The 18,851-nt window shown below is 46.6% G+C and carries 8 protein-coding genes and 1 pseudogene; all 9 read right to left on the minus strand.

All coding sequences use genetic code 11. From position 1 onward, the window contains the following. Window positions 1-493, minus strand: a pseudogene (locus ABDW16_RS18385) (hypothetical protein); the annotation flags it as partial. Window positions 494-496: 3 nt separating this feature from the next. Continuing rightward, window positions 497-772, minus strand: coding sequence for a hypothetical protein (locus ABDW16_RS18390; RefSeq protein ID WP_343671745.1), 276 nt, complete (start codon window positions 770-772; stop codon window positions 497-499). Between the two features lie 16 nt (window positions 773-788). Then, window positions 789-1,559 carry a ParA family protein gene (locus ABDW16_RS18395; RefSeq protein WP_343671747.1) on the minus strand — a complete coding sequence of 257 codons (771 nt, stop codon included), beginning with the start codon at window positions 1,557-1,559 and terminating at the stop codon, window positions 789-791. After that, window positions 1,559-1,993 (minus strand): SMI1/KNR4 family protein, encoded by a 435-nt coding sequence (locus tag ABDW16_RS18400; protein WP_343671748.1) that lies wholly within the window; start codon window positions 1,991-1,993, stop codon window positions 1,559-1,561. The genes ABDW16_RS18395 and ABDW16_RS18400 overlap by 1 nt, the downstream gene beginning before the upstream one ends. A 10-nt stretch (window positions 1,994-2,003) precedes the next feature. Next, window positions 2,004-6,047, minus strand: a complete 4,044-nt coding sequence (locus ABDW16_RS18405; protein ID WP_343671749.1) for a DUF4157 domain-containing protein — start codon at window positions 6,045-6,047, stop codon at window positions 2,004-2,006. After that, window positions 6,047-7,228: a hypothetical protein gene (locus ABDW16_RS18410; protein WP_343671750.1), complete on the minus strand. Its 1,182-nt coding sequence runs from the start codon at window positions 7,226-7,228 to the stop codon at window positions 6,047-6,049. The genes ABDW16_RS18405 and ABDW16_RS18410 overlap by 1 nt, the downstream gene beginning before the upstream one ends. After that, the gene (locus ABDW16_RS18415) at window positions 7,225-8,679 is read right to left on the minus strand and encodes a contractile injection system tape measure protein (RefSeq protein ID WP_343671751.1); all 1,455 of its coding nucleotides are present in this window, start codon (window positions 8,677-8,679) and stop codon (window positions 7,225-7,227) included. Before ABDW16_RS18415 ends, ABDW16_RS18410 begins: the two co-directional genes overlap by 4 nt. 3 nt (window positions 8,680-8,682) lie before the next feature. Further along, entirely contained in the window at window positions 8,683-14,508 is a 5,826-nt protein-coding gene (locus tag ABDW16_RS18420) for a hypothetical protein (RefSeq protein WP_343671753.1), read from the minus strand. A gap of 10 nt (window positions 14,509-14,518) precedes the next feature. Then, window positions 14,519-18,838: a hypothetical protein gene (locus ABDW16_RS18425; RefSeq protein WP_343671755.1), complete on the minus strand. Its 4,320-nt coding sequence runs from the start codon at window positions 18,836-18,838 to the stop codon at window positions 14,519-14,521. Window positions 18,839-18,851 lie beyond the last annotated feature (13 nt).

Consider the following 18,851-nt stretch of genomic DNA (forward strand, 5'->3'; position numbering starts at 1 on the left):
GTGTAAAGATGTTGATGTGATCCTGTGAGAGCAGCAACCGCCCGCTCATCATAGGTTCACCGGCGGCCATCTCTTCCAGCCACAATACTTTTGTGCGGCAGAAAAAATGATCCGGCCAGAAGATCTGCTGTATTGCCATACGTGCGGCCCAGTCATTGCCGCCCAGTAGAAACAGGGCCGTTTCACCTGTGGGCAGAAAACCCCTGCTTTGTTTACTGCGGGTACCACCTATTTGCGGAAAGTCACCTTTGCCGGGAAGGTATTTTTGTATTTCAGTATCGAAATAGTCTGGTTGTAAATGTGGAATGAGCGCCATGAAGAGTAATAGCTGTTCATGGGTGGTCAGCGAATGTTCTTCAACAAAGTGTAGGAATGGATCATCCTGGTCCATATCCGTAGGAACGTTTATCACATAGTCGGTCTCAGTCGGGTGCTGCATGCGATGACTGATCAATCCGGACAAAACTTTGGCGTAAGCCTGTAATACCTGCATGTTTTATGGGGTGTTTGGTGTCGAAGCCTCTTTTTCATCTTCACAGGGGCAACGTTGAATTTGTTTATCCAGTTCCATACGTGCATCATTGGTAGCCGGCTCCCGTTTATCTTCAGGAGTAGCGAGCCGCTGGATGGTATGATCCGCTACAGTATCTGCTTCTTTTTCCTGTTTATCATCTGGCTCATTGACTTTAAAAAAAGCCGGCTCCTGCTTTTTCTGAAAGAAACCAGATTGCGTTGCCTGTTCCTGGGGGCGTAGGCGAATGAAACTGGGCATATGGAGTTAATTTTTATTAATACAATTTACTAAGCAATTCCGTGGCCAGCCTGGTGTAATCTTTTGCACCATTGGCCTGCGGATCATAACTGAATATATCTTTACCCGCTTCCTGTGCTTTGGCCAGTTGCATATTGGTACGGATCACTGTACCGAATACACTGCCTTTGTATTGCTCTGTCAGTTCCTGTCTGACCTTTTGATTCATTGTTTTTCTCTCGTCAAATCGGGTGAGCACCATACCCAGCAGGTTTAGTTTGGGGTTCAGCTTTTTCCGGATCGTCTGAAAGTGCTGCATAAAGCTGTATACACCCTTCAATGGCAAAAACTCTGCCGGTAGCGGAATGAATACATAGTCGCTACATACCAGTGCATTCACGGTGAGCATGCCCACAGCATGCGGGCAATCAATCAAAATAAAATCATAATCAGTACTTACCGGTTGTAAGAGCCAGGAAAATACCTGTTCCCTGCCATATACGCTGACCAGTTCCAGTTCAGCACCCGCCAGCTCAATAGAAGATGGAACGATGTCTAATCCTTCTTTGACATTGATGATGGCTTCCCTGATCTGGCTCCCTTCTCCTGACATCTCTTTTTTCAATTCAGTATACAGGTTCTGTGCAGGCTCTGGCGGTACACCCAATGACTGTGAGAGATTGGCCTGTGGGTCGGCATCCACCAGCAGTACTTTCTTCCCGGTATTAGCCAGTGCCGTACCGAGATTAATGCAGGTCGTAGTCTTGCCCGCGCCTCCCTTTTGGATGGCTATGGAAATGATAGGCATTAGTTAAGCTTTTCATTGTTGACAATGCGCTGAATAGTGTCAGTAAGCGTGCTACCATTAAACACCACGTAATTGTAGGCATTGGGCGCATAGCCGGCATCTTCTTCCCTGATGAAAAATACGGCCTGTCCCTTGCCTGCGCGCAGGTCGAAACAATAAATAGTGCCACCGCCATCACCACCAAATACGAGCGATTGTGGAATGAATTTGTACAGGTCTTTCTCCCTGAATAATGCCAGTACTTCGGTAACAGAATAGATAATGAACGGGGTCTTTTTGCCATACAGACTACCACCGTTGGAATACAACAGCAAGGCTTTGTAGTCTTCCGGTATTGGTCCGAAAGCAGCTTCCAGTGATTGTATATCCTGCGCTGTAGCAGGATATTGTTTATCCCAGTCGGGCGTATTGATCAGGTCAATAATAATACTCATAAGGTCTTTTTTATGGGGTCCAGGTGCCAAAGATGGCAGTCAGCTGATCATTGGTTAAAGTAGCACGGAGTGTAGTGTAGAGTCTTCCGAAATAGGCATCCACTTCTGCGAGGTAAGGTCCCTGCACACCAGCCGGAACGCCTATTGTATTCATATCGCTCACCAGGAAGGCTCTTTCTTCTGCAAAGGTGCGGGTAGCGACCGTTGCTCGTCTGGCACCCTGCAGGTCATTGATCAATCCATGTGGGGTACCACGACTACCTCCTGCGAAGTTACGTGTTCTCAGTAACAAAGCAGGGGCATCGTCTCTGCCATATACGCCCAGCCCTGCAAACCGTTCCCTGGCCCAGGCATCCTGTATACCGTGGTGCGACTGGAAGAAGCTGTTCGTACCCCTGTTTTCAGTGAGGAAACCGTGGGTGTTGAATTCAAATTCACGGATCACGATGCCATCGCTCCTGGTATATTCCCACAATCCACCGGCACCCCTGCGCAAGGTAACGCCTGCTCTTGCCTGTATGGCCGAAATGAGGCGGTTATCCATGAACTGTTGCAGCTCTGCACCGTTGGTAACACCATTGAGTGCGTCGATTGCATTGGAAAGGTCTGCCTGGTTATCTCTGAACATGTGCAGGTATTCCCTCAGGGTACGGTCATCAGCGGGTAGTCTGAGCCTGTTGATGAGGTCATGTACCTTGGTCAGGTTCTCTGGCGAGATATTGACAGGAATACAGGGCGAATTACAGAACGTGAGTGCACGACGTACATCGGGGTCCATGTTGTGCCACATCCTGCGGAGTTCAGGATCGGCATCGAGCATGGCACGGGTTTCAGGGCTCAGGGTCTGTTCCCAGGCAAGTGCTTCAGGATTGGGTGCCTCAGGGGTGAGTGGCCTGTTAGGTTCATTGGTAGGTTGCCCTGTTCTTACTTCTGTTTCGGTCGCATTGGCAGCAGTCCTGGCTGCATTGGCCTCAGTTTCCGCTTCTGCTATCTGTGCTTCGGCAGCCTGCCTGTTGGTATCAGCAGTGGCAATGGCATCATCCGTAGCATTTTCAACACCTCCCAGGCGGGTTTCCTGGGCATCAGCGGCGCCCCGCCAGATCTCACGGCGTCTGCGCCAAAAATCCCTTTCTGCGGCAAGTCTTTCCCTGGCTAGTTCTGTACCTGCTGCACGCAGGTTCGTAAAGAAGTTTTCATCAGCCACTGCAAGTCTGATAAAGCCTATCGTAGTCCGCACAGCCGAAATGATTTCATCAATATTACGGATGATGGTCACGATCCTTGCCGCACCCGAAGCCAGGCTGGCAGGCAACTGGCGCATACTGCGCAGTAAGCGGATAGGTACCTGCCCTACTTTGGTCAGGAACTCGCCGAATGTGCTGATGGTCTTGATGGTTTCAATCGCTTCAATCGCAGCTTTGACCGCACCATAACCAGCTACAAAGAGTAAGATAATGTTCACCACAAAATTTGTTACCCTTCTCATCCAGAAGATGGCCAGCTGACATTCTTCAAAAGGCCCTTCGATAAGGGAGGCTTCCAGTGTGGTTTCTGCCCACATATGAGAAATCATTTCTCCCGGTGCACCAAAGGCCTGACCAATAGAAGTCACAAAGTCATGCACCTTATCTGCAGATTCCCTGCATATAGCCCCGCCACTGGCTTTATAGAGTAACCAGCCACAAAAGTGCATGATACCTGCTGCGAGGTCAACTATGCCGCTTACAATGCTTGCAATGGCATCAAAGATCCCTGCTACGATGCCCACTAACCCACAAACTGCATATTCTACGAACCCGATCAGGTAATCACCCACGTCGGTAATAAAATCCCAGGCCTGGCGAAGGAAGTTTCTTTCAATATTATATACGGGTAACTCTGGCAACAGCTCACTGCGCAGGGTATTGTAGTCGCCCTGTTGCATATCGTCCATGAGGGAGAAGGAAGCCGTTTCATTCCATTCGGCCTGTGTCAGTTCCCCGAGTTTGGTGTATACTGCCAGGCATGCCATATGATTGGGCAGCCGGCGGAAGTTGAGTAAAATAGAATTACTGTCGCGGATGCTGGTAAAGCCGGAAATAAGGTTCTTGATCTTATAAGCATACCAGTAAGTGGCGTATTGCAATGCTTTTACACTGCCACTACCAAAAAAGCCGAGTGATAGATTGTGCGCATCCAGGTCCTGCAGGTCGCCAAAGAGGAAACCCGCCATATCATCAGGCAGGGAGTCTCCCTGTGTTTCCATCTCTGAGAGAATATTGTCCAGCGCACCACCGGTAGGACCGGTGAGCAGTTCCCTGATTTCTTTGCTGTCATTGTCTGAAGTATAACCATTCAGCCGATCCAGCACCTCTTTGGCAATGAGCTCACTGATCTGGGTACTTTGTACCTGTATGAAGATGCGGAGCAATGCTTTCCAGTCAGAAGTCACGCAGTCAGAACTGAGCCAGTCGTAAACATACATCACGTTTTCTTCCGCTTTGGCAGCGACCCCATTCAGGATAGCATCTACATCATTCTGGCTCAGCCCCTGGAATTTAGACAGGATGATGGCGCTGTCATTGCTGGACGTCCAGCCGTCCAGGGCATCGTACACATCATTAATATGAGAAGTTTGTTCTTCGGCCGTAAGCAGGTTGATAGCTTTGCCTGCGGCCCCCTGTTGAATAGTATGTGTGAGCTCATGTGCCAGCAGGTGCTGACCACTGCTGTGAGCAGGGTTGTATTTGCCACTGTTGAAGTAAATGTGATTACCGTGGGTAAAGGCCTGTGCATGCAGGTCTTTGTTCATCTGAACGGCCCTGCTATCCGTATGAATCCTGATGCCACTAAAGTCTGCACCCATGGCCTTGCCCATACTTGATTGTATATGAGACGGGAGCGGACTGCCGCTGCCCTTGCTGCTTTGCAGGGACGTTTCTACAGAAGGTGGTGCTGCGGAAGGCCCTCCTTTCTTTTGCAGCAACTTTTCTTTTTGTTCGCAGGCGGCACATTTTCTTTGCAGGTATTCAGGGTTGTTGCTTTCAAAGATGGGCTTGCGCTGAATCTTTACCGGGGCAATGGAGCGCTGTATGACAGGGGTGGCCATACGCTGGATCACCTGGGTAGCCACACTGTCTGCTTCTTTTTCGTAAACATCGTCGGGTTGGCCTACAGTGAGTTTGGTCTGAACGGTGCTGCTGGTGCTTGCAGCAAAAGCAGTAAAGAAACCGGTATAGTTAGATAACGGTTTAGCATTTTCTTTTACTTCACTGAAAAGGCCACTGTTGCCATCAATGCTGTAGACGGTATCACCTTCTATTTTTACGACAATGCAATGGTGCTGGTAGGGTTGGTCGATGTAACCGATATCACCGGGTTGCGGAGCGGTTGTCTGGGTGAGGGTATGGAAGGCCGAAACGCCTTTGCCCATTTGCCAGTTGCCAATGTTTTTACCTGCTTTTTTATGTGCCCATACGGCGAAGATGCCACACCAGGAGGGGAGCTGACCGCTGATGTTTTCGATGGTAGCATCATCCCATACACCCGGTGCGGCAAGGTGAAATATTTCCAGCAGGTATTGGGCGCCGACTCTTTTGCCGCTGCCGTCGTTGTTTTTAGCCTGTATTTTATCCAGCATGGTTCTGGCGGCGGCAATGATGGATTCACGGCTGCCGTCAGGTTTTACATCATCGAGTAGTTGAAGATTGGCGGTAGGCTGGCGATATACTACCCCGGCTTCTTCACATTCCCGGCAGCTGCGTTGTATATCGTCAGTGCCTTCAGTTTCGAAGATGGGTTTCTTTTGAATTTCTTCCTCTGGTTCCGGTTCTTCCTCCTCTTCTTCTGATTCTTTTACAGTCTCCGCAGGTGCTGCAGGTGGGGGGGGCTCGGGGGCTGGCTTTTGTTCTTCTGTTTTTGTATGAATCTCTTCCTCCTGTTCTTCGCATGCACACCGCTGCACATCGGCAAAAAAATCAGAACCCGAAAAAAAATCCGCCCCGCTTTCTTTTGCAAAAAAGGGGGTATTTTTCTTCGCAGGAGTAGCGACGGATGTAGGGGCTGCTTTTTCCATTATTTAGTTTCCTTAGGAGGCGCCAGGAATATATCATGCAGCACACTTGCCAATGATTCCAGTTCAGCCTTCCTGGTTTTGTCGCCTTTGCTGGTGGCGTTACCATAGGTCTCAATCAGTATCATATTCATAGCCGGGCGGGTAGGGGTGGCATGCGAGCCCCAGTTGCCAAAGGTGATGCCTTCGGTAGAGCGCTTGGCTGTCTTGTTGGGGTAGCGTACATGTTGATCCTTCTTACCCAGTTTATTAGCGGGTACTCTCACTTTCAGTTCATCGGCTTTCTTAGCCATTTCAAGTGCCAGCGCTTCGTCTGCTGCTTCATTGCCAGGTCTTGGATCGGTGGTGATACTCGGCCCGCCCAGTTCATTCATGGTCGATTCTACTGTGTTGCTATGACCATGTACACTGGCTAAGCGCTCTGGTTTAAAGCGGTCTACCAGGTCCATTAATACGAGGTTGTTGTCTTCAATACATCTTTTACCTGTACTGTCTACCGTACAGTTTTTATCTGCGTTGAATTCGGCATTACTACCCACTTTTGGAAATTGCCTGTTAGGGTCAACAGCGCCTTTCACCGGTGTCTCCCTGGCACCAATAGCCACATTGTCAGGGAAGAGACTCGGCACGATGATGACAGAATAATAAGGCATTTGTGCCATAGGCCCCCGCATTATTTCCAGCAGGTGATTCACCACTTCCACACCGCCACGTTCACTGCCGTGTACACCACCTATGATCATTGCCCTGCGATCGCTGGTGCCGGGAAAGTAATAAGCTTTGATCTTTCCTTCCTTGCCCATGCTGGCTTCAATATTGCCGGCTTCAGGCCCCCATTTGTTCTCTCTTGATCGTCTGTTGCGTTCTACCAGTAGTTCATACGGCCACAGGGGTTCAGGTCCATATTGCATGATGGTGGTAGCCAGCCACCAGTCGTCGCTGATGATGGGGAAGATGCTACCGATGTATTGATCCAGGTCAGGGTCCTTACAGGGGCATTTTGTTCTGAGTATGTTGAAGATGTTTCCTTTATTACCATCCAATCCCCAGCTGTTTTTAACACTTTCACTGAGCGGGCTGCGCTGAATAGCAGGCGTGAAGAAACTGCTTCCGGATGGTGATCCGAAAAAAGGAGTTTCCTCTGTAACAGGGGATGGTTTCTTATTGTGGTTAAATTTTTTCATCGCCATTCAACTCTTAAAATAGTTTTCATCCATGGCAGCCGGATGTGACTGATATTCCATGGTAAATAATCTAATAGTATATCGAGGGGCTGTTGTTCAACCTGTATATACGTTTGCTCATTGAGCGTAAAAACTTTTCCGTTGCGCTGCAGAAAACTGCCTCTCAAAGCATCGATGGATGTATGTTGTAGCTTTTCCCAGTGTTCAATCATTACTTCAAGCAGCGCATCTGCTTCTTCACATTCCTCTGATGTGAGTATGATTTCCTGGGCAAGGTTCTTACCTAATGGCCATGCGCAGAGTAATTTGGGTACTACTAATGCATGTTCAGGTGTTTCGGTTTCACCAGTAGCAAGATAGTGCAGCAGGTATAATGCCTTTTCGTGTGACCCGATATCTTTGAAGGCGTTGTTTTTTAACAGGCCGAGTTTTTTGAAGAAGGTGGCAAGGAAAGGATTGAGAAGAACAAGCCCGGCATTGATGAGGAAGATACCATCGGCGGGGATGGTGTCGTCTTCATGTTCAATCGTAATTGCGTTATTACTAAAATCAGGCTCAATAGGATTAGCTACAGGCTGTGGTTTTATTTCCTTTATTAACGGAAAACAAACAGGCAGTGCTTTTATGATCTCTTCGTTGAATGCCATAATAGAAAAATCCGTTGCAACTTGCTCCTGCTGTATGTAAGCCACTGCAATCCGGGAGGCGGACAGGTTTTTTCCTTCCTTTCCGGCTGCCATCTTAAATGCCAGTTTCCATAACCGATGACTAATGGCAAGGGGAATGGAATAAGATGACGATGGGACAAAAACGGATGGGTCTTCACTTTTTGAAAAAGCGGTGAGGATCGCCAGTTCATGAAATAGAGGTAATAAATCTGCCTGATTGCAGGCAGTTAATATTTCCATTATTTGAATCAGGAAACTGGCCGGATGATCGGTAATTATTCTTTGCAATACAACCTGGTCATGCAGCAATTGTTCTCTAAGCAAAGTGACCATATGAAAGTCAGTAGCAAATGCTTCAAGAACCTGGTTGTACCATACCTGGTCTGCTTTCAGTGTGTTCCATGGCAGATGACCTTTCTGCATGTAAAAAAGCCACTGCCGGGCTACAGACAGGCGAATTGTATTGCCAGCTGAGTTTGATATACGCAGTGCGGCGGGAATATGCTGACGCAGTTGTTCCAGCAGGAGTGCATAAATCAATTCCTCACCTTTACCGGCCTTCATGTCTTTGATACGAAGTATACCCAGATCAATAGTGACACTATCCAGTTGTATCACTTCGCCTTCCCCACAGAGTTCATTGCATGCTTTTTCTAACAGCGGTACGAGGTAATGATGGTAATACCTGCTCATTTCGTGCTGCCATTCGAAGGCCGGTGCTGACTTTGGGAATTTCAAAGCCAGCACCTGTCTGCGGATCATATGGTGTTGTTCCGCTGCCATGTATTATTTAAAGAGATTTTCAATCTGGGTCATATCCAACGATGGTTCATATTTTTTTACTGTGGCAGCATTCCATTCTTTATAGATGTCTGCCAGTGGCATTTTGGTTTTGATCTGGTCCAGCACCGGTTTCGTAGCGGTGATCTCACCGATGTCTTTCCCACCAAAACTGTTTTTATCCAGGTAGTTGCCGGTGACCAGGCTGATGAGAGCAGTGGCCTGTTTTTTATTCAAAATCTTTTTTCCGCCACCGGGCCAGTTGGTTAATATTTTTTCAACTACCTGCTGGTATTGAGTGAAAGAAGGGGCCGCCGCATCGGAGAAGGTATTGATCATATCAGCCAGCTGTTTGTCTTTAATATCAGCGGCCAGCTCCTTGATGGCCTTCTTACGTGCATTAAGACGGCCATTTATAATTCTGGCTTTACTGCCTGCATCGATATTGGTTTCAGTTACAGTCATAGTCTTAACCTCAGTCTTAGCCTTAGGCGCCACTGTAATCACCGGACCCTGATCCTCGCAGGAAGTTTTCCAGTCAAATAGTTCATTCACCTGCTCCTGAAAATCCTGCGTCTCCACATTCTCCGTCAGCAACTGTAAAAACGCATCAAAGTCAAACGGCCCATTACATACAGTCTTCTTCGCCATCCACCTGGTCCACTGCTTATAATAGCTTTCAAACCGGCAGAATTCTTTCGGCATCAGCCATATAATCCGTAGCAATACATGGGCGGGAGCTTCCCTTTGCAACATATTCTCAATTACCTGCCTGTTGCCATCCTTTCGGAACCTTTCCGGCCATGCCGGCAATACAACCGTAGCAATAAATGAATAAGGATCATACCCTGCTACCAGGTCAGGGAAATCACACTGACTGAACAGCGCTGCCTGATGCGGCAACAAATAGCACCCACAGTTATATTCACAATGAGGGCGTAGCAGAATATGTTCTACCACATGCAACCCCTCGCTATTGATAAGTCTTTGCGCTCTCTTTACCGCCTCGCAGGCCATTTCGGGAGTGGTATACTTTTGTGGATTCCAGGCAAGCATTTCCCCGGCTGATGGCAGACCGGCAGCCGGTTGATTAGGCTGTCCATCCGGTGTACTACAACCGCAGCTATAACGAGGTGCATAGAACATCACACCGTAAGGCCCACAGCTACAATCAAAACTGCCGCGATAGTTTTCATAATCACCCAGCATCGCCAGCAGGTTCAGTAACTGCTGTACCGCATCTCTGTAGGTGGCAAAACCATTATTGATTATCCAGCGATCACAGGCGGTACTGCTCAGCGAATTGACAGCATTATTATTATCCTGTAAGAAAGGAATGTTGATATAGTATTGTTTATCCTCACCTAACCTGATCAGGCTATTATAATATTGGAATACAGACAGCAATTGCTGTTTCCATGTATCAAACGGAATAGCCTTAACAGCAGCGTAAGCCGTAACGAGTCTTTGCTGGTTCGCATTGGTGACGTAATAGTCATTTTGTTTAGTTCCGGCAATAATATTCTTTTCATTCTGCAGGGCAACAATCACATCTACCCAGTTGCAGACACGTACCTGTGGAACAGTGGCAAAAGGAACCCCACTATTATCTTTAAGAATACTGCTGCCATTTTCATCGCTGGTGGTAAACGGTCTCTTTGCCGCCAGTGCCTTGTATTGATTATATAAAGCAATCCTGGCCGCATCTCTTTTGGCAACGTCATCATATTCGCATGGGTGTATGATCAGCTGGTCCTTACTTCCCATAAAGAAGCTGTAAGCACACGAATGACTATACCGCCGGAATTCTCCTGTATTAATAAACAATTGTACCCCCTGTGGGCCCCATGCGTCATCAGGAGTCAGGAACCGGGTATTACTTTCTGCCAGTACCTCTCTCAAGTAAGTACGTGTTACCCCATTACAATCGCAGGTATTGGTATAATTACCTGCGTACTGCAACAGGATCAGGAAGAAACGGAATGCCTGCATAGCAGCTGCCGGATCATTGTAGTACTCAACACTTTGCCATTCACCTAATGAAAAATAGTATACTGCCTCATCCGGATCAGTAAAACAACATTGGGATTTAATATCGGCACATGGACTGGGTTCGCAAGGGTAGAAGCGTCGGTAGAACTCATCACAATCTGCCCTTTTGAATAATTGTTTGATAGGGTAGGTGGCTGCTAATTTAGCAGCTGCTTCCGCATCCATAAGGGGCAAAGCAGCAAGACGGCCTTGTAAAATCTGAAGATAATCAGAATTAAATGCCTTCAAAGCTTCCTCCTGGCTACTGTAACCAGTCACACTTCTATACAATACTACCTCTTTGTCAGGTGCATTGCGGTTCACAGACTTTAACTGATAATAGTACAATTTCCCGTCCTGCACCACAATATCTCCACCCAGGTATATTTCAAGGTAATCCGGAATCACCTGTTTCCGGGCATCAATAATCCCATTATACACAGCTACAGGATGATCTTTATCCACCAGTCTGTACACATATTGTCCACACTGACTGATTTCGTCTACCTGTACATACGCATCGTAGGCTTTGGTATCCGTAGCACTGCGCAGGCGCTCAATGTTCTTCCGGATATTCAACAGGGTATTGATACTGGCATCGGCTGGTTCCGCTGTAGACAGCCGGCTGCTGATTTTATTGGCGGTTAAGTCTGCCCCATTGAGTTTAAATTGAGGCAATGCAGCACTAAACTTTTGCGCAGCTTCCAATGCTGCAGGCTGTGAATTATAAGCCTGCTGACTGGTAAAAGTATATCGCTGCGCAGGCAGGTATCCGATGGAATAATTGAATTTCCAGGTATCAGGTGCCTGATTGATACTCATATCATACCTGAACTCATTCACAATTCGCCACACCTTGTCCTGCAATGCCTGTGCTGCCGCTGCTGAGGTTGTTTCCATTGCACATACTGCCATGGGTGTTTCGCCGTCCTTTACAGACAGCAGGTATTTATCCCCATCAGTTTCTTTTGCAATAGAATAGTTAGCAGTATCCAGCATCAGTACCAGCAATCTGAAAGCATGCGCAGTGACCTGCTCTTTGTTGTCAAACTCTGCAAGTGGTGTGAATTTGAAGCGATTCCCTTTCTTCTCCACCAGCGTATAAGACATTTTATCCGGCTTATCAATGATGTCATTATCCCCAATCTTAAATGCATCTGTATCAATAAAAGTCATCGCCTGCTTTTCATCGAATGCCAGTATGCCGATAGGTGTGGGCGCGGCTGCCGTATCCTCCCATACCTTGTTGTCATTGATTTTAGTGATCGCCTGCACCGCTGCGGTATGTGCCTGGTCTTCTGCAGGAGAAGGAGATATGAACATCCTGACCTTGTTACCTGCATTATCTTTTAATACCGCGTTGTAGCGATATGTATGGATATACACATCGTCGGGAGCGATGTCTGTAGTATATAATCTTTGCAGCCCGTCAATAACTGAATTAGCAGTATCTGCCGAAGGCTGTTTTACAGAAAAAGTAGCATTGTTCGTTCTGATCACATATGCCTGTTCGTGGGCCAGGTATTCGGTAACATAATTTTTCTGATCTCCCAGTTGTGCCAATAAAGCTTTTGCGGCTTCCTGCGCTTCTGCTCTTGTATCATATTTCAGTGTGCTACGGAAATAGTCATTTTCCCCCACGGGCAGTGTGAACAGGTATTGTTCTGCATATTGTACCACCTCGAAATTACACAGGCTATGCTGTGTAGTATCAGTTATACCTGCTAAAGCAAGGAAGCGTTTTTCAAAACCAGAGATGTCATTGATCTTACTATAGTCATAACCAGTTCCTCTATCGGCACTAAGTTCGCTATAGTTACCTAAGAAGTTTTCCTTTGCTTTGATCTGGTTTTGCCCGTAAGATAAAACTGCATAGTCCGTAAACTGTTCAGCAAATCTTGACAATAAATGATCCAGGAAACCCTGCCTGCGTGCTGCATACAGATTTTCATCTTCAGCTATCTGTTGCAGGTACGCTGAGTAATTACTCAGGTTAAAACTGATTTCAAACGAATACCGGGTATTGGCCGCATACAGGAATGCATTGTAGTTACTATCAAAGGTGCCCATGTACAACAAGGCAGTCGCCGCATTATTAGCAGTTGTTATATCCGGATAATAACGCTTACTGATCAATACAAAATCTGGTGCGGTACTGGTGATGTAATAAAAACAGCACCCATCCTTTTGTGTAATGACATTAATAGTAGCATTGTTATTCCGTAAATCATCTTCCAGTTGCGCAATGGCAATGGCATTATCAGCCGTTGTTTCAAAAGTAGCCGGTGTGAGCTGACTGATATCGATCGTCAGCAGATCGACAGTATCTATAATAGATCTGTCGATTGGATAGCATAAGGTATCACCCGTGTTCCCCAGCGAACCATCACTGAATCGCTGTAATTTATCGAGGTCAGGTACACTATCCAGCCCGTTAATAAAATAACTATGTTGCTCTCCTGTTGCAGACATTGAAAAGAGTGACCGTATATGTTGCAGCTGCGTCAGGTAGTTTGCCAGCAACTGATCAAAGAATAACAGGTACCCTTTCAGTTGCAATGCCTGTGCTTTACGCATGGCCGGTGCACTGGTAGAGAGCCCTCCTTTTGCAATGCCATATACACGGGGAAAATCATTTTGAATAGAATAATAGTCTGCCAGGTCTTTTCTGTAAACCCCTGTAGGCACTGCCGAATCCAAATTCGGGAATTGCTCGTTGTAAGTGATTTTCCCGGTATATCTGAAATTGACCGATAATAAATCATTGTACTTCGAAAAGTCAAATGGTACCGGTATTCCATTCCTTGTAAACCTGAAATCACAGCAGGCAGGATTTAATAAGGGTATATGATTTTCAGGCAGGGATATCTTCCAGCGTTCATCTGCATCGCGGTCACAGAATTTTATTCTCAGGGATTGTAACCTGCTGACACCATTTGTTGACAACAGCACATTGTATACATCCGAAGTATGAATCTCTTTTCTCAGTATGATTTGTTCAAATTCTGCCGTATCCACAAAACCATGACTGCTGGTTACATTATAAGGTCTGCCTGCAAAGGCTTCATCCATAGACACCCCTTTGTCCAGCAACTGGGGTAAAGTATAAAACTGCGGGGCCGGAGAAAAGAAATGCTGCAATCGTTGCATCAGGTCCAGGTACGTTTTTTCAGGATCCGCACCATTTCCAAGTTCTATATCCGCAGTCACACCAAGTGGTTGCCGACATAGAATATAAATATTCAGGAAGTCTTCGCAAAAGTTACGGTGCGCCAGCAGGCTCTTTTTTACCTGAAAAAGCACGTCAGCTTCCACAGCCTCATCTTCCAGTTCTATCAGTACATTGTAGAGGCCATTAAGCGATACCCTGGAATTGCGCTCATCGTTGTAATTACCACAAAACTGCTGTACATTGAAGTCGTCCACTACTTCCAGCCACGCATTTCTCACGCCATCAATATCTATCAGCATTTTTCTATAATCCAGTATCGTTACAGGATTACAACCTAAAATCTGTGCAGGGGTAAAGAAGTTATTGTCCGTAACCGCACTCCCTGGCGCAGGTGTAAACAGATCCACAGCAGGCAGATTGGTACGATAACCCAGGTCCAGCAGTGCATAGCAAAGGGTTTCCAGTATAGTAATACCGGGGTCATGTACGTTGTGATCCGTCCAGATCTTACCGGATAATTGTGCGAGGTAACCGATCCCTTCAGATCTTAACCTTGTAAAATCCAGGTAGTCCGGGAAGCCGGCATTTTGCTTACTGATGACTGTCGTTTCGTTTAAGATATCTGCCATGGTGGCTTACTTATTTGGGGGTTACGGAATCTTCACAATATTGCATAACAGGCGTAGGCTGATTACCACAGGTAAATTCGCGGTCCCAGTTCTCATCTTCATCATCCGGGATGTTCACTTCCACATCACCGGCTATGAGGATACTACGGGGAGTAATGGGGCATACATTCGTCACATCAATGCCATTGGGATCGCCTGCATGCCATAGCCGCAGGTCCTGTACATAGTCTACATAATCTCTCGTCTCCAGGAAATAGACAATGTCTGATCTGTATATACACTGTCCAAAACTGAGTTTATCATACACACCTACTGCCCATGGCGCGAGGTATTCCCGCAGGTCAGCAGCCAGTTTATCTTTGTAATAGCCTTTGTCTTTACCCGGATAGAGCTTCACCTGTATGCAGCAGTTCACCTTTTCATATCTTGGGTTCATCACCCGTAGTTTTACGAAAGGAGAAGACACTTTTTGCAGGCTTTCCTGTATTTTCTCCAGCAGGCTCAATGGCGCTTTAGGTTCAAAAGCCTGGGATGCTTTCAGCTTGTTCAGATCAGGAATCACTGCTATCAGCACATGACCGGGCGCCATGGGGAAGTCGTTTGTAAATGCTGCAGCATCCAGTGCATGACTATGGTTGATGCATTTCACTTTGAAAACCTGTGGGAAGGCATCAAGCACAATCCGTTCGTAATCGAATTTCTGAATCGCTCTTCCTTTGTGGCGCAGCAACTCACTCACTCTTACATAATACTGGCCCTGTTCTTCAGGTACATTACCTCCAAAAGAAGGATAAGGCTGCGAGATCTTCTTCACCTTCGCATCCGCTTCCTTCAGTTTGGAGATCTGGTTGGCATCCAGTGGTGTGGCTAGTCGCATCTTGTCATTGGTGGCGTCGTTTGTAAACGTCACGCTGACTGCCTGCGTATGAATACCAATTGTTTCTGCTACTGACCTGCTGTTAAATGGAATAGCAGCTTTGATCCAGTGCAGTCCTTTAGGCAGAATGGTGTTTTCGTTCGTCATATTAGCCGGCAGGGAGAACTGGATGATGCCGGATGTGGTCAGTCCGTCAGTTGCATCATCCAGCACTTCAAACCCGGTACGCAAAGGTTTCCACTGGTTATTGTCCAGGTAATACCATAGTACGGTCTGCCGTTCGGCTTCAGAATCGGCGGTAGCTTCTGCCAGCTGGAATAATACACTCAGGTTATTGCCCGGCCGCAGATCTTTCAGGCCGATGAACAAATTTCCTTCATCAGTGAATAACGGGAACAGTGTAGGACTGGATGTGTTACTCACCGGCTGATACGTGCCTGTATAAGGATGCAGGTGTATCAGGTCAATATCTTTGATGCCTGCAGTAGCAGTATAATCCAGCGAAATGCCTTTGATCTGTGGTGTATACGGCTCGTTCGGAATCACCACCCGTATGTTCTGAAGCTTTACAATCTTATCATAAGTAGGCTTTAATACCTGGTCCTCTTCATAATCGATCATGCGCTTTAGGTTGTACCCATCCCACAAAGGTGCATTGTCAGGCACACCGTTCGGATACAAGGGGAACGAAGCCGGTGGAAAAGGTTGCTTTCCTGCCGGTGGTGGATCGCCCAGTACCAGTTTATATTCCCCGTCAGAGAAGTCAACAGGTGTATTCGGACTAGCCGGGTATTTTGTCCAGAGTTTATCAATCAGTTGATCAGCCCTGTTACGGATATTCGTTGTCAGCTCATAAGAGTGCTTTACAGCGTCAAAAATCTCATCAAAGGTCAGTACCTGTGCTGTAGAGGTGCCACTGGGCGAAATGCCGTCATAAACAGGGCCTACATATATTTCAGGGTATTTACCTAATGCCAGCATCTGCCTGGTCAATACATAAGAATACCGGGAATGCTGGAAATCCAGGTTTTTTGCCGATGCTAATGTCAGACGCAGAAACCCATCCTGTGCTGCATTGGTATAAACTGCATCGGTATAGCTAAGGTTATCAATCCTTTTGTAGGCATTAATGCCAGTAAAGTTGCTCCTTTTGAAATTGAAGAAGTAAACCGGTCCATCATTGCCACAGAACTTATCGCCCGGCGTATCGCTGGTAAAAAGTTTTTTGGAAGCATTATACGCCCGCCAGCTACCATGATCCAGGAAGTCTGCAGAAAATAGAAAGTTGTCTTCCTTAAAATCTGTCGTGGTAATAACTGGTGTAGTCGTCAGATCTTCATACCCATGATAATAGGTTTCCAGGCTGGGTGGTTTATCTTTCCAGTTCAGTCTTAAGTTAATAGCCGTCCAGTTCTTATTGAAAATCTCCCTGGAGCTGAGTATAAAATGCGAACCCAACCGGGGGCGTGAACTAAATGGATAGATAATGCCATTGATGTCCATCGGACTGTCATCATTCTGTACAATGAAATTTTTAAGTCCGCATACGGTAACGTCAATGTTGTTATCTTTTAAAATTACATGCTTGAAGAAATAATAGAGTGATACCTCTACATCATCCGTAGTAGGTGGTACTGACAGACAGCAGTTATTTTCAGACTGTTTATTCCCCGGCAGCCGCATGGCAATCAGGTCATTCAGCAAAACCTTGACTACTGGCTGTGTGGTATTGAAGTCTTCTTTTAATTTGTCTTTGTCGTAAAATGCAATGGCCGGACTGGCAGGTTGCAGTATCGCATTGATGGTAATAGAAAACTGGTTGCCATTCAATGCCGGATCGAGTGTTATACTCAGATCATCTGCATCCAGCCATTTGTCTTTCCCGCTGAAAGAAACATTCAGCGCCTTCTGCGGTGGGAAAATATCTTTCAGTGTGTCGCCGGTATTCAGGCTGTTGAATTCAGCTTCGGTGATCAGGGCATCGTAATTGTATTTCAGCTGTGGGTTATAACACAGCGTTTGGGTGGGTTTTTCCAGCAGGAAGGTATAAAGGCTCGCTTCCAGCGCGGAACTGATGCCTTTCTTAACCGCCTGCGCAATAAGTGGCTTGCTGATATAATAGTAGGTCTGTTGAATCAACCCTGCTACAGTGCTATATAAATCTGTAGCATCTGTTAATGAACAAACTAATTTTATCGTAATTGTGCGTTTCCCTTCATTCAACAGCAATACAGGAGAAGCTAATATAAACCCTAACCTTGCATGTGGATAAGGGTAAGTAAATTTCTGTTCGGGATCAATGTATTTACTATAATGACTACCCATGGTCGGCCAGCTATCTGGCGTGCCCTGCGATACACCATCTGCGAAAAGTGCATTCGGCGCCATATACACCCCGTTGCTCACAAAAAGGGTACGTACATCTGCTACCTGCGTTTTATTGGCTACAAGCTCGTTGTCCAGCGAAAAGAGTACTTCCGCTTTGTTGTTGTCTTTCCCGTCTTTTACCAGCAATCCGGCTTTCAGTCTATACTGTTCCAGCTGTTGCTGGATGTCTACAATGATATGTGCCTGGTCAGGTTGTGCTGGTCGTGGTTTCAGTTGCAATACCTGCTGGTAAAAGAAGTCCAGGTGCTTTTTTGCAAATCCATTCAGGTCGTCCTGTAAATAGCGGAACAACTTTAAGAAAGCAAACAGCAACCCAAGATGTGGTGTATGCTGTTGCTGCAACTCAGCCTTCAGTGGTAATAAACTATTTTCAATGTCAGCAGCAGCTGCTGTACTGATGCTATCTATCACCTGCTGACTGCTATTGAATACATTTATAACAGCCGCCGCAATATCAGTGATATTGGTCAATGATGATACTGCATACAGATCTTCTATTTCCAGGTCCCAATAGTCACGTTCATAATAAGGACGAAAATCAACTCTTTTAATGGCAAACAGGGAAGCAGCCGCATTATCCAGTGCAATGAATTCTACCAGGCTATTGTGCAGTTTATCTTTGATCACATGCAGCAACAGGGGCTCCAATGCAAGCCCGCTATCTTTTACCTGCTGGTACCAGGCATCTACACGACTGATGGTATAATACCAGGTGTATTGCAGCAGTAGTTGTAGCCCCCTGGCAGAAGGCTTCTTACCAAAAAGATAATAATACCCGTCCAGCTTTTCTTTTTTAGCGGGCAGGTTGTATTTATTGATCGCACTCAGCGTAAAGGGCGTACTATTCCGGAAAAAAGCCTGCCAGTCGCCGGCATTGATCAGTACATCGCCGCTGGCATCGTAATAGTTCACATGCCTGGACAACTGTACGAAATAATCCAGCAGATCGGACAACTGCCTGCCATCAATCTGTGTAGTGCTGGAGAGCAGGTCGTCCAGTACACGCTGACGTTGGCTGGTGCCGGGATCATGTTGAAATGGATGTAGCAGATTAGTGCATTCCATAGTTATTGATTCT

Source organism: Chitinophaga sp. (genome assembly GCF_039596135.1).
Classification (GTDB): domain Bacteria; phylum Bacteroidota; class Bacteroidia; order Chitinophagales; family Chitinophagaceae; genus Chitinophaga.